Origin of the sequence: Prosthecobacter sp., from assembly GCF_044227185.1 — a bacterium.
Lineage (GTDB): Bacteria > Verrucomicrobiota > Verrucomicrobiia > Verrucomicrobiales > Verrucomicrobiaceae > Prosthecobacter.
On the sequence record NZ_JBGAFO010000006.1, the window covers coordinates 215,476 to 228,914 of the forward strand.

Annotated in this window: 11 protein-coding genes; all 11 read right to left on the bottom strand. The window is 64.2% G+C overall.

Features of this window, described 5'->3' with window-relative positions; genetic code table 11:
* Position 1: 1 nt before the first annotated feature.
* On the bottom strand, positions 2–664 hold the full coding sequence (locus ACILSQ_RS15795) for an acyltransferase (protein ID WP_395744619.1): 663 nt from the start codon (positions 662–664) through the stop codon (positions 2–4).
* Between the two features lie 49 nt (positions 665–713).
* Complete coding sequence (locus tag ACILSQ_RS15800) at positions 714–1,712, bottom strand: glycosyltransferase family 2 protein (RefSeq protein ID WP_395744620.1); 999 nt, start codon at positions 1,710–1,712, stop codon at positions 714–716.
* Between the two features lie 225 nt (positions 1,713–1,937).
* Entirely contained in the window at positions 1,938–3,149 is a 1,212-nt protein-coding gene (locus ACILSQ_RS15805) for a hypothetical protein (RefSeq protein WP_395744621.1), read from the bottom strand.
* Positions 3,146–4,447: a glycosyltransferase family 4 protein gene (locus tag ACILSQ_RS15810; RefSeq protein ID WP_395744622.1), complete on the bottom strand. Its 1,302-nt coding sequence runs from the start codon at positions 4,445–4,447 to the stop codon at positions 3,146–3,148. The genes ACILSQ_RS15805 and ACILSQ_RS15810 overlap by 4 nt, the downstream gene beginning before the upstream one ends.
* Positions 4,444–5,397 carry an ATP-grasp fold amidoligase family protein gene (locus tag ACILSQ_RS15815; RefSeq protein WP_395744623.1) on the bottom strand — a complete coding sequence of 318 codons (954 nt, stop codon included), beginning with the start codon at positions 5,395–5,397 and terminating at the stop codon, positions 4,444–4,446. The genes ACILSQ_RS15810 and ACILSQ_RS15815 overlap by 4 nt, the downstream gene beginning before the upstream one ends.
* A 42-nt stretch (positions 5,398–5,439) precedes the next feature.
* Positions 5,440–6,357: a hypothetical protein gene (locus ACILSQ_RS15820; protein WP_395744624.1), complete on the bottom strand. Its 918-nt coding sequence runs from the start codon at positions 6,355–6,357 to the stop codon at positions 5,440–5,442.
* On the bottom strand, positions 6,344–7,324 hold the full coding sequence (locus ACILSQ_RS15825) for a glycosyltransferase family 2 protein (RefSeq protein WP_395744625.1): 981 nt from the start codon (positions 7,322–7,324) through the stop codon (positions 6,344–6,346). Before ACILSQ_RS15825 ends, ACILSQ_RS15820 begins: the two co-directional genes overlap by 14 nt.
* Before the next feature lie 24 nt (positions 7,325–7,348).
* A complete protein-coding gene (locus ACILSQ_RS15830) occupies positions 7,349–8,524 on the bottom strand; it encodes an acyltransferase family protein (protein ID WP_395744626.1) in 1,176 nt (391 codons plus the stop codon).
* A gap of 30 nt (positions 8,525–8,554) precedes the next feature.
* Complete coding sequence (locus tag ACILSQ_RS15835; RefSeq protein ID WP_395744627.1) at positions 8,555–9,763, bottom strand: glycosyltransferase family 4 protein; 1,209 nt, start codon at positions 9,761–9,763, stop codon at positions 8,555–8,557.
* 116 nt (positions 9,764–9,879) lie between these two features.
* Positions 9,880–11,076, bottom strand: coding sequence for a glycosyltransferase family 4 protein (locus ACILSQ_RS15840; protein WP_395744628.1), 1,197 nt, complete (start codon positions 11,074–11,076; stop codon positions 9,880–9,882).
* Between the two features lie 564 nt (positions 11,077–11,640).
* Entirely contained in the window at positions 11,641–12,960 is a 1,320-nt protein-coding gene (locus tag ACILSQ_RS15845) for a lipopolysaccharide biosynthesis protein (protein WP_395744629.1), read from the bottom strand.
* Between the last annotated feature and the right edge of the window lie 479 nt (positions 12,961–13,439).

Below are 13,439 nucleotides of genomic sequence, written 5' to 3' on the forward strand. Positions count from 1 at the left end.
GCTACTGGAGCAGAGGTTCCGCGACGGGGCATGCGGGGCCGGCGGCGGGTTTTGCAGGCGTGGAGGACTTCACCGGATTGCGACCGGTCCAGGCCATGACGGGACCGAACCAGGAGGAGGGCAGATACTCGAAGCGCTCGATGCCGCGGGTGCCGATCTCTTTGGCGGGATTTCCGCCGACGACGGCGAAGGGGCGCACATCTTTGACGACGACGGCGCCGGCGGCCACGACGGCGCCGCGGCCGATGGTGACGCCTTTGAGCACCATGGCGTCCGTGGCGATCCAGGCGTAGTCTTCGATGACGATGGGGGCGAAGACGTGCTCGTAGGTGGGCGAGGTGATGTCGTGCGAACCGGTGATGAGGCGGACGCCGTCATTGATGACGACGCAGGCGCCGATTTTGACCTGCGCGTGGGTCTGCATGGTGGTGATGCCGAGGCAGCAGCCGGGGCCGATGCTGAGGTGGGAGGCGTCTCCCTGCACGGTGAGCCTGGAGATGACGGCGGAGGGGGCGATGCGGGCGCCCTTCATGCGCCAGCGCAGGGACTGCCAGCAGTAGCCGAGGAGGCTGGGGAGAGTCCACAGGCGCTTCAGCCAGTGCTTCACCCAGGCGGGGGAGAAGAGCGGGGCCTTGAGCCGGTTTTGAAAAAGGTAGGCGATCATGGGGATGTGAGAAAGGGCGGGCTTTGCCAGACATCCTGAACGGCCCGGTCTAAGGGGCTGGAGCGGCTGCCTGCCCAGACAATAAGCTTTCATTTGTCTGAGTGCGGCTAAGGCATGCCTTAAAGGCGGCTAGGCGTCCGGTAAGGGTGGCGGCGAAACGCTGGTGTGGCATGGACCGCGGGCGGAGGATGAAATCCACCGCGCGGGCGAGGCCGGGGCAGACAGCGCTGCCTACCAGGACCTGCCAGAGGGTGATGGTCCAGCGCACGAGGCCGGAGCCATGCCTCAAGGCGACGAAGGTTTCATTGTAGGCGATGTCACTGGTGCCTTCAAAGCTGAAGGCGCCGCGGTGGACGGTGTCGCCATCATGACGGGGGGCGACATTGTGAATGATCCGGACGGCGGGATCGAAGATCATTTTCAAATTTTGCGCCCGGGCCTGGAGGCCGAGGGCGAGCTCCCAGTTTACCTGGGCGCCGCGGCCGCGCAGGCCGCTCTCAAAGCCGCAGGCGCGGAGGAAGCCGCCGCGGAAAAAGCAGTTGGACCCGCGGAGGACCTGCACGAGGCGGGCGGAGCCGCCGCCGCGATGGTGACCGCCGGTGACGCGGCCAAACCAGTGAACATTGCCGACATCTTCCACGAGGGGTTCGGTCCTGCGCATCTCGGGGTAGTCCATGAGGATGTCGCGGCCACCTGCGGCCACGACGTCAGCGCGGGACTTTACGTGAGCGAGCATGGCGCCGAGCCAGTGCGCGGGGATCTCCACATCATCGTCCAGCAGAACGATCCACTGCGAGAGGCATTCCTTGAGGCAGGAATTCATGGAGCCGACGACACCGACGCCGCGGGCCTCCACGGCACGCACGGGCAGGAGGGCCGCGTATTCGCGGATGACGGCGGGGGTCAGATCATCATCCGCGCGCACGCCTACCAGGATCTGGTCTGCCTGAGTTTGCTGCAGCTTCAGGGAATCAAGGCATTTGCGGAGGTGAGCGGGGCGCTTCAGCGTGGGGATGATGATGCCGATGGAATCTGACTGAGTCTTCATGTATGGGCTGGCGGCTGGAGTGCGGACGGACCCACAGCGGCCCTTTCTTCAGTGATGGCACGAAGGGCGGGCCTGCCCAGGCCGGGGCGGCCGTGGGATGAAACCCGGAGGGTGTTCAAGGCCTGGCGACGGTAGAAGGGCACGTGCAACTGTTTTACCTGATGGTAACCGCGTGGTGTGTTTTGGAACATTGGATCTGCTGCCATGATAACAATTTAAAGCGTTCTAAGCGCGCCCCGGCGCGAGGCCGAAGGTGCTGCCGTGAGAATGAGCATGAGCGGGCGCGGAACCGGACTGGGAGGCGCCGGTGAGATGACGGGTGAGATTTTCGGCGAGGGTGCTCCAGGCGAAGTGACTCTGGTAGAAGGCGGCGGCGCGCTGGCCGGTGTCTCTCGCGCGGAGGAGATCCGGCAGATGGGCGGCGGTCATGGCGGCGAAGGTGGCGGCATCATTGCAGTCCAAGGCGAGGAGGCCATCGACAGCCGCTGTGAGAAGCAGGCTGTCCGTCCAGGGGCTGGCATTGGTGATGACGGGGATGCCGTGCTGGAGGCCGGCCATGACGGAGCCGCGGCGGGTGGAGACGCCGTCTGAGAAAGGAGCGAGGATGACATCCATGGCGCGGAGATGCAGGCCCACCTGGCCCGCGGGCTGCTCGCCAAAACTGCGGACCTGGACGCCGGGCATGGCCTGGGAGATTTTGGCCGAATCCGGACCGACGTGGGCGACGATGACGTCGCGGCCGGTTGTGCCGACCTGCCTGGCGGCGGCGGCGATCCAGTCGAGCTGACGGCTGATGTGAGCGGAGCCGAAGACGCCGAGGACGAGGGCGTTTTCCGGAAGGCCGATCTTCTGGCGTGCGAGGCCGCGCGGTGTCTCATCGAGCGGGACGTTTGAGCCGACGGGGAGATGAAGGCAGGGGAGATCCGGGCGCACGCGGGCGACCTGCTGCTGATAACGGGTGGAGGAGACGAAGGCCTTTTCCGAGACATGGCAGACCTGGCGGAAGAAATGAGACTGCCAGAGATGCATGACGGCAAACTTCCAGGGCCAGGCGGGCACCATGGTCTCATGGAACATGGTAGCGATGCGCACGTGGGGATAATGACGGCGGATCTTGCGCAGGGTTTGCGGCACCCAGGGGCACCAGCCGCGCCTGCCGAAGCCGAAGGGATTGTACTGGAGCAGGAGCCAGTGGGGGCCGCGGGCGGGCTGCTGCCAGTGAGCGATGGCGTCCTCAAGGGCCTCGAAGGAGGAGGGGACGGAGGGCTCGAGGAACTGAGTGACCTTCACCTCTTTATCTTCCGCAATGGGACGGCCACCGCGGGTGAGGACCTCCACAGAGGCCTGGCCGGCGAGGCTGCGGGCGAGCCACCAGGTGTGGTCGCCAATGCCATCGAGGTCTGGCGGATAGGCTGCGCTGACGAGGGCGATGTTCATGGTTTGGAGGGAGTGGCCGCGGCGGTGTGAGGGAAGGCGGGAGCAACGGGCGCGGTGCTGGTGACGGCACCGCGATGTGAGGCGGAGAATTTTTCCACGGCGAGGCGGAGGATTTCGCCGAGGCGGGTGGTGACGCGATCGAGATCGAAGGATTCCTCCGCGATGGCGCGGGAGGGGGAGACATCCGGCGTGGTATTTGATACCATGCGGGCGAGGGCGGCGGCGAGAGTCTCGGCGCGATCGTCGGCGAGGTGGATGTCGCGCGGGCAGAGGTAGTCGGCGTTGCCATTGGTGTGGCCGACGATGACGGGAAGGCCGCAGGCCTGGGCCTCGGAGACGGAGGAGCCGAAGTTTTCCTCTTCGCTGGGCTGGATGAGGACATCGTGCCCGTGCAGGAGCGCGGGGACCTGCTGGCGGGGCATGCCTTTGATCCAGCGGAGGCGATCCGGGAAGGGGAAGGCATCGATGAGTTTTTCGTAGCCGGGCACGAAGCCGACACCGCCGACGATGGTGGCCTTGACGCGAAGGCCCTGGCGGATGGCGAGCTCGATGCCGGAGAGGAAGAGATCGAGGCGCTTACGGGGGATGATGCGGCCGAGCCAGAGGACGCGGAGCTCGCCCTGGGCGGCCGGAGTTTCAGCGGCGGGCTGGAACATCTGGAGATCGATGGGATAGGGAAGCGCGGAGACGCGGGAGGACGGGACGCCGTAGAGATCCTGCAGCGTCTGCTTTGACTGCCTGCTGCCGACGATGATGTGGTCTGAGTGACGCAGGGGAGGAAGGCCGAGGCGGGAGAGGCGGAGCTGTGCGAGGAGGAGCCACTGGGCGGCCCTGCGCAGGCCGGCGAGGCGGCTGATTTCAGCGAAGCGAGAAACGATGGAGCGCGCATCGGTGCCGGGCGGGCCCTGTGCGAAGCTGATCATGGGGAGATTCCGCACACGGCCGGGAGCGTAGTCGCCGAGCCAGAGGCAGAGATCGTAGCGGCGGGAGGAGTGCTCCTGGCGCATCTTTTTTATGAGCAGGCGCTCGTAGGTGGCGCAGTCCACGCGGGAGGCGAGGAAGCCGAGGAGGGGGATTTTTTGCACGCGTGCACGGAAGCGGTCGGGGCCGACATTGTCCGTGCTGATGAAGCGAAAGCGGTGGTGCTCGCCGACGGCGGGGCGGGGATCGACGAAGGAGGGCTTCGAAAAGAAGTCCACCTCGTGACCGTCTGCGAGCAAGGAGCGCAGGAGGAGGGCATTGGCCGAAGCGACGCTGCCCTCCTGAGCTGAGACGTAACCGCTGACTGCGAGTTTCATGTGAGGGGGCTGGTGCTGAGGGTGAGGGCGACGAGGTTCTGATCTGCGGCGGGCTTCTGGAGCCAGCGCTGGCAGATTTCCTCGTCGAAGCTCATGGGCTCGAAGAGTTCGAGGCCGCTGCCGGGGAAGAAGGTCATCTCGCCGAAGTAAACGCCCTTGTCGGTCTGGTAGAAATCGACGCGGACGAAGTTCTGCTCCTTGGAGAGGCGCTCGGCGGCGGCGATCATGGTGGCGAGGCCCTGGGGTGCGGGAACCTGCTGGGGGTACTGATCGTGCTGGAAGCTGACGGGCAGGCGCTCCCAGGTGGTGGAATAGAGGCAGCGCTGATGATCGATGTAACGGCCGGTGTCGTGCTGGATGAAGGCGACCTTGCCGCGGAAGCAGAAGAACTTGAAGTCCTCGGGGACGAGATCATTGCAGGGGAGGAACTCCTCGGCGATGACGCCGGGGACGAGGTGGCGGTAGCTGGGCTCGCGGGAGCCCCAGAAGTACTCCGTGGCGAGCCACTGGCGGATGGAGGCCTTTTCCTCCGCGGTGAGGCGGCGTGGTTCTTTGACGAGGATGGTCATGCCGGAGCCGTGGGTGCCTTTGATGACGCAGCGGGGGATGACTTTGTCGAAGAAGGGATCATCGGCGGAGGTGGTGTAGTGGATGGTCTCGGCCTGGTGGCACTGAATGTCAGAGCCGTGGAGGGCCTGCTGCACGGATTCCTTGGCGAGGTGCTTGTCCACCCAGGGGGCGAAGGAGATGGACTTGGGGAGGGAGACCTTGCGTGCGAAGAGCCATTCGTGGAAGGTGCGGGGGTTGTTGAGGCGCGGGCGGAAGCCGTAGGTGCGTTTGAAAACGCGGGAGGAGAGGATGTAAGTGGCCCAGGGAGTGTCGGGGAGGATTTTGGCGAGAGTTTTGCCGATGCCGCCTTGGCGCAGAAACGTGAGCAGTGGGATGTTCATGGTTGGTTGGTTGGTGGTTGGATGAGGTCGTTTAACCGGCTGTCATGTGGGGGAGTGGGCGGCGGGCTTGGTTTTCCAGTACACGTTGTCGTTCTGTGCCGGGCGGAAGCGCTGCATGATGCGGTACCAGAGGCCGAGCCAGAGGCTGCCGTAGCGGAGGAGGACGCGGGTGCGCTCGGCGGTGCTTTCGGTGTATTGATGGAGGATGGAGACGGGTTTTTCGTCCACCTTCAGGGCGATGCCGCGGAGCATGGAGAAGGTGGGCTCACCGAGGGTGGACTGGCCCATCTTGTGGCGCAGCCAGGTGGCGCGGGCGTGGAAGATGCGGCCGTCCTGGACGGTGAGAAAGCGGGTCTGGCCGAAGAACTCAGGCTCGCGCAGGGCGATGTTCATGGCGACCTGGTCGCCGTTGAAGCTGGGGGCGGTTTTGGAGATGTCCCAGATGCGCTCGGAGAGCTGCTTCAGTGCGCCGGCGGTGCCGACGATGACGCCGGAGCAGTAGACTTCCTCGTAGAGCATGCGGGCTTCGTGGTCGGGGAAGACCTTGCGCAGGGTGGCGAGGTTCCATTCGGAGTCGTGGTAGCGCCAGCCTTCGGAGCTGACGACGAGCTCCTTGTTCTTGGAGACATCGAGGAGGGAGGCGAGGACGGAGGGGTTCTCCTGGAAGACGACATCGCGCACGTCGGTGGCGACGACGCAGGTTTCGGGGGAGAAGGATGCGAGGATGGCGGCGAAGTCCTTGAAGCGGCCGCGGTTCACGGAGATCTCCATCCTGGCCTCGATGATCTCGACGCCGTGATGGCGCATGCGGGCCTTCACGTCCTCCGCGACGTCCTCATAGGTGACGAGGATGACGCGGCCGGTGAAGGAGGTTTTGCGCAGGGATTTGATCCAGGGCGCAACGACGGGCCATTCATGGTGGTTGATGGCTCCGATGACGACGGTTTCAGCAGTGGGCATATTCAGCGATGGGTGTGGTGTTGTAAGAGGGGGCCTCAGGAGCAGGCGCGTTGACTTGAAAGGGCGGGAAGTGCTTTTTGAGCTGCTGCCAGCGGCGGATGGTGCGCAGCTTGAGCGGACGGCGGGCCTTCCAGAGGGCGGGCAGGTCGCGGCAGAGGTCTGAGAGGGCTTCCCGGAGGAGGGGCTGCCAGTCGCCATCGGTCCAGTCATTGGCCTGGCGGAGGTAGCGCGCGCCCTGAAGGAGGCGCGGGCCGAAGGTGAGGGCAAGCAGCCAGAGGGGCTCGTGCAGGACGGCCTGGTACCAGATGTTGCGGGCGTTGAGCTTGGCGCGCTGGCGGCTGTTGCGGGCGGTGGGGCTGGGATTGTGGCAGATGCAGCGCTCCGGGAGGTAGAGGACGGAGAAGCCGGCATCCCACTGACGTTTGCAGAATTCGTTTTCCTCGTGGGCCATCTGAATGAGCTCCTGGAAGCCGCCGATCTGGTGATACACATCCGAGCGGACGAGCGCGGCGCAGGTCATGAAGCCGCAGGTGAAGCAGGGGTGCTCCACGGGGGCGGGCTGCATGTAGGGCGCCAGTTTGCCGTCTTCGGCGGACTGCGGGTAGGCGATGGAGCCGATGGTCGAATTGCTCTTCAGAATGTGCAGGCCCTGCTCGATGCCAGCGCGTTCGAGGACGAGGGAGTCGTCATCGAGGAAGAGGTACATGGAGCCGGTGGCCTGGGCGGCGAGGAGATTGCGGCCGGTGGTGGGAAAGAGCTGCCTGTCCGAGGAGATGATGCGCAGGCGGGTGCGGACGGAGGAGGGGACGGAGTCGAAGCAGTTGTCCCGCCAGAAGATCTTCGGGGCGTTTTTGAGCAGGAGGACCTCGTGCAGGAGATCGCCGAGCTTGGCGAGGCTTTGAAGGCAGCGGGTGACTTCGTCGAGGCGGTCGCCGCAGATGATGAGGGCGGATATTTCACGTGCCATGGTCGGAGCGGGTTGAGTGTTGAATCAGCGAAAGCGGTGGCGGAGCTGGAGCAGGGGGCGTTCGAGTCCGTAGTAGGAGAGGCAGGCCGCGGCGATGACAGGGAGGAGCCAGAAGGTGTGGCTCATCCACCAGACGTGCTGGAGGCCGAAGGCGTCCGGATGCGTGCAGAAAAGCTGCTGCCAGATATAGAGGGAGTAGGAGAGGACGCCGATCTGGGCGAGGGGGCGGAAGTTGAGGAGCTTGTAGAAGCCGGTGTTGGAGAGCAGCACGCTCTGGAGCATCAGCAGCGCGAAGCCGGCGGACTGGATGCTGCGTCCGCAGCAGACTTCAACGAACCATGAGGCGGACTGCAGAGCACCCGGGAGCGGCAGGTAGTGGAGGGCGATGGGGAGCGCGATGAGACCGGCGCCGGTGAGCATGACGGGCGCCACGGCGTTTTGCAGGGTGGCGATGAAGCGCCGCGGCCCGCGGGCGAGAAGGATGGCGGAGAGGCAGCCGAGGGCGAGCGAGTCGGCGTTGTTGAAGAAGGACCACTGATGAAACACGCGCTGCAGCAGACGGGAGGAGTCGGGGGTGTGTGCGAGAATGAAGCGGCCGGAGATCGCGGCGATGAGCATCACCGCGACGATGGTGAAGCATTTTTTGAGGTTGAGCTGCGGCTTGAAGAAGACGAACGCGACGGGCCACAGGAGGTAGAACTGCTCCTCCACGGCGAGGGACCAGAGGTGGTCGCTGGCATGGGTGGTGTGGAGGTAGTTCGTGGTGAAGGTGAGATTGCCAAGCCAGCCCGCGAGGCTCTGATGAAAAGGAGTGAAGAACTGGAGGGCGGCGAGCACGGCCAGGAACACCAGATACACCGGCAGGATGCGCACGGCGCGGCGGAGGTAGAAGCGTTTCAAACTGACCGATCCATCCTTCTTCTCCTCCATCAGCATGAGCCAAGTGATGAGAAAGCCGGAGATGACGAAGAAGAAGCGGACGCCGAGATGACCATCGAAGGCATGCTGGAAGAAGGTCATGTTCTCCATCGGAAAGCCGGCGACATCCTTGGTATGAGAGCCGAGAACGGCGAGGATGCTGATGGCGCGCCAGCCATCCAGGGAGGGCAGACGCGAGGTGAGCGCCGCTTTAACCGGGACATCGACTGTGTCCGGCGTGCAGGTTTCAGCAGCGGTCGGGAAGGTGGCGATGGAACTCATGATGGAGGAAGTGCAGGGTGAAACGAAGGCTCAGGCGGCAGCCAGTGGGACGGGTGCCAGCATGCGTGGCTTGGCGGCCTTGCTGGGCTGCATCTGGGAGTAGAAGGCCAGCCACTGGTCGAAGACATGGGAGGGAGCGCAGATCTCCTCGGCGAGCTTTCTGGCGGCCTGGATCATGCGTGTTTTCGCCTGCGGGTTTTCCAGAAGGAACTGCACGCCGGCGACGAGCTCCGCATTGGTGTGGGCAACGATGCAGTGCTCGCGATGAACGGCGGGAATGCCGTCGATGCCGTGCTGATTGGTGACGACCGGGACGCCAAGGGCGAAGGCTTCGAGGATTTTGACCTTGATGCCGGAGGCGTGCTCAGGTGCATAGACCATGCAGTCGAGGTCGTGGAAATAAGGGATGATGTCGGGGACGTTCTCCACCACGCGCGCGGCGGGGTCGGCGGCCCGGGCCTCGTCTCCGAGGATGCGGTTGGCACCACGACCGACGAGATAGAGCCGGGCGTTTTTCACGCTCTGCTTCATGAGGGGCCAGAGGTGGAAGAGATGGCGCGCGGCGGCACGGGTGGGAGCCCAGCCGTAGCTGCCGATCATGCCGACGTTCGGAGCGCGATCCGGTGTGGCCGCCAGTTCTGAATAAGGATAGCCCGCGAGATCGAGGCCGAACTGCACCGGGCGGATGGTGGCGGCGGGATTGATCAGGGACACATCCTCCGCCAGGGCCGGGGTGACGGCGGCCATGTATTTGAAAGTCTTGAGCATCTGGCGCTCGCGATAGAGATTCCACTTCACGCGCAGGCCGTGGGACTTCTCCGAACGCATGTCAGCATTGAGGAGGTAGTGGAGATTGATGACGGTGCGGTCCAGGTAGCGGAGACCAGGCCAGCAGGCGGAGTGAGTTTCCAGATGGAGCACGGCCTCGGGATCCCGCATGGATTCCTCCAGCGCGGCGACGAAGGCGCCGTCGTAGAGGAAGGCACCCTGCCAGAGCATGCTGCGGGTGGTGCGGATGAAGTTCTTGGGGACTGCTTTGGCGCAGAAGAGGCGCAGCCTGCAGTTGGGCGCGTTGAACATCTCGCGCAGGGCGGCGGCGTCTTTTTCGTCGAAGTATTCGATGAAGGCCTCGACATCGACGCCACGGCGGACGGCTTCGGAAAGAAGGAGGTGGGAGAGGCGCGCGGCTGCGCCAAGGAAGGGCAAGGGAGGCTCTGGGAAGACGTAAATGAGCTTCATGGGGCTGGGGACTCGATGCTGGATGCTAGATCCTGGATGCTGGATGCTGGATGCTGGATGCTGGATTCCGGCTTCCTCCTTCGCTCTTCGAGCTTCGGAGGACACGAAAGCCGGTACTACAAAACAGCGTTGGGCAGCTCGGTGGCGTTCGTGTTTGAGAGGGCATTGCGGCCTTCCTGAGCAAGCTTTGGGACCTCGGGGCGGGAGAGGACTTTGGAATAGACGCGGGCGGTGAGGCGGGCGGTTTCGTCCCAACTGAAGGCGGTGGAGCGCTGCACGGCACGCTGCTTGAGCTGCTCATGACAGGCGGGGTCAGCAGCGATGCGGGTGAGGAGGGCGGCGAGCTGGGCAGGGGAATCGAGAGAGAACAATTCGCCGCCGGAGCCGAGCACTTCGGGGAGGCTGGTGGCGTCCGCGGCGAGCACCGGGCAGCCCATGGCAAAGGCCTCACAAATCTGCAGACCGAAGCCCTCATAGAGGCTGGGGTAAACGAAGGACAGAGCGCCCGCGTAGAGGGCGGGGAGCCAGGAGTCATCCACACGGCCGAGCAGCAGGCAGCGTGATTCGATGCCAAGCTCCTTGATCAAGGCCTTGAGGGCGGGAGCGTTGGAGGCGGCGCCGCCAGCCATGACGAGGCGGGCGTTGTGCAGCTTTGCTTGAGCGAAGGCCCGGAGGAGGAAGGGCACGTTTTTGCGCGGCTCAAAACCGCCGATATAGAAGAAGTAGGGCGCGGCATCGAGCTGCTCCTGGACCTGAAGCGGAAGCGGAGAGAAGGAGGGGCTGAAAAGAGGATCGGCCGCATTGGGAATGACCTGCACGCGGCCGCGAAGATGGGGGCGCTGCTCCACGATGCGGTCGTGGCTGTACTGGCTGACGGTGATGACCTGACGGGCCAGGCGTTCGGTGAGCCAGTGGTCCAATTTGTTGGGCAGCTCCCTGGGCCGGCGCAGGTCGGAGAGGCGCATTTTGCGGTCCTGCATTTCGATGGCGTCATGGATGGTGACGACGGTGGGGCAGGGGGAGCGCGGAGGGAGGCCGAAGTGATGCGGCGTGTGAAAGAGCTCGATGCGCTCCGTCTTCAACAGCTTCGGCAGATCGATGGAGAGCCAGCGCCAGTAGCGGGGCGTCTGGGTGTGGATGACCTTCACGCCGGGAGAAAGGCGGGAAGTGAGCTCGCGGCTGACCGCGTAAGGCGTGAAGAGCGTGATGTCGTGGCCGCCGCGATCGAGAGCGTTGATGAGGTTGAGGCCGTAGCGGGTCCAGCCACGGATTTCGGGGGAGCCGAAGAGAGAAGCGTTGAAGCCAATGCGCATGAGTGAAGCGGGGATGAAATTTTCGGTGGCGGGCGGTCAGAGCTTTTTAGAGCATCCTGAAAATTTATGGGCTTGCCGGGGCAGCAGCATGGTTGGTGGAAGCGGAGCTGAGGGTGGTTGCGGAGCGCCGCACAGGGGACTGTGCGGACCACTTTGCTGGCGCATGTGCGGAGCGTTTGAGGTTTTCCGCATTTTGACAGGCTATGTTATTTTCAACCACGGATGACACGACCAGCACGGAGGAGGGGAGACTGGCGGGGGGAAAGGCGGTCTGCTTTAGAGCATTTTATATTATTTTATCGCCTTAATGTTTTGTGATGCCGCGAGGACGCGAAACGGTTTCTTCTCTCCTGCCCATGATAAGATCAAATGTTCGAGAACATTCCGCGGGGTGAGGCCGCCCGTCTTGCGAAGGCTGTTCGTGGCCCCCTCACCCCGACCCTCTCCCCGAAGGCAATGAATGCCTTCTTATGGGTGTCAGGGGCGGGGAGAGGGAGAACGACGCCTTGCTGCGCTGGACTGGTCGGACACGACATTGTCTAAAATGCTCTAATCAGTGCTTCGTCAGATGCCGGCGCGACCGCGCCAGCCGTTGAAGAGGAGAAAGGAGTCCAGGAGCAAGTTGCCCACGGAGCCGGCCCACATGAGGCCGATGGCGCCGCTGACGGTGGAGAGGTCCAGCACACAGGCGGCCAGAGCCTGGGAGCCAAACACGGCGAAGGGACGCAGCCAGGAATGGCGGACCCAGCCCTTGGCCTGAATGGGGATGGTGGCCACAGTGGCGAAGAAGGAGAAGGCCTGCAGACCGAGATAGAGCACGAGTTCGTACTCAAGGCCTGCATAGGCGGGGCCGAGGAGGAAGAGGAGCTGATGGCGGAGGAGCCAGCCGCAGGCCACGATGCCCGCGCCGATCAGGACGGAGAGAGCGGTGCTGCCCGTCCACATGCGCCAGAGACGCTGCAGGTTCTGCTCCGTGGCCATGCGCGGCAGCATGATGCCGGAAGCGATGGCGAGGGGGATCTGCAGGATCAAGGCGACACGGCAGATGGCGCCGAGGTCAGCCACCTTGTCGATGTTGCCAAGCCAGCCGACGATGAACAAGGCGACCTGGGCTTCGAAGAGATGCGTGATGTTGGCGGGAAGACCAATGAGGAAGTATTTTTTGAGGCTCTGAGTGGCGGCAGGGTCGGCCTGCTGCCCGAAGGCGGCGTGTTCACGCGCCTTGGGCAGCATCCAGCCACACACGGTGGGCAGCGGAGCCAGCACGGTGACGATCATCACCGTGACGGCGTCTGCAAAACCCGAGAAAACGAGAGTGACGATGCAGAGCATCCGCAGGAGGGAGCTGAGGATGTTCTCCCACTGAGGGATGTTGTAGCGGCGTGCCAGGCTCAGCGGCGTGGCGATCATCTGGGTGCTGATGCTCACCATGAGGGAGACGACGGCGGCGCCAACGAGCAGGACGATGCTGAGGGCGGGGCAGCCGCTGCGCAGGAGGAGGTGAATGAACAAGGGCAGGCCGACGAGGGAGCCGAAGAAGAGAAGGCCGGTGCGGAAGCGGCTGGCGGAGGCCAGCACGGCGCCCAGCTTGTCGCGGTCCCGGGCCACTTCACCGGCGAGCGGCATGAGGCCGGTGCTGACGCCGGTGACGGTGAAGATGACCAGGGCGCCGACGAGGTTGTTTGCCAGGGAGTACCAGGCGTACTCGGTCTTGCCGAGGGAGCGCACGACGAGGAAGGCGGTGAGCATCTGCACCACACGGCCCAGAATGCTGAGCGAGGCGTAGGAGGCGATGGTGCCGACGATGCGGCGGACCTGCTGCATGCACAGGCCTTTGAGGAAAGGCAGGCGCGGGGCGGCGGGTATTTCAGGGGAGGCTTCCATGACTCAAGCGGTAAAATTATTTTGTGCCGCTGTTTTTGCGATGAGCTGCGGGCATGGAACTGCGCGCTGTGCTGACGGCTCTTTTGCGTTCCGCAGCGGGTGTGTTTGCGGCATGCCAGGCAAGGTGAGAACGGGGGTGTGTTTGCGACCTGCTGCGGGCTCGGAGGCCCGCGCTCCGGGGTGCTGTGAGGCGTGGAGGTGATGGGGGTTTTCAGACATGAGTGGAAGCCGGGAGGGGCATCCCCCAGCTTTTGTGATGAGCTGCGGGTATTGAACTGCGCGCTGTGCTGACGGCTCTTTTGCGTTCCGCAGCGGGTGTGTTTGCGGCATGCCAGGCGAGGTGAGAACGGGGGTGTGTTTGCGACCTGCTGCGGGCTCGGAGGCCCGCGCTCCGGGGTGCTGTGAGGCGCGGGGGGGATGGGGGTTTTCAGACATGAGTGGAAGCCGGGAGGGGCATCTCCCCAACTTTTGCGATGAGC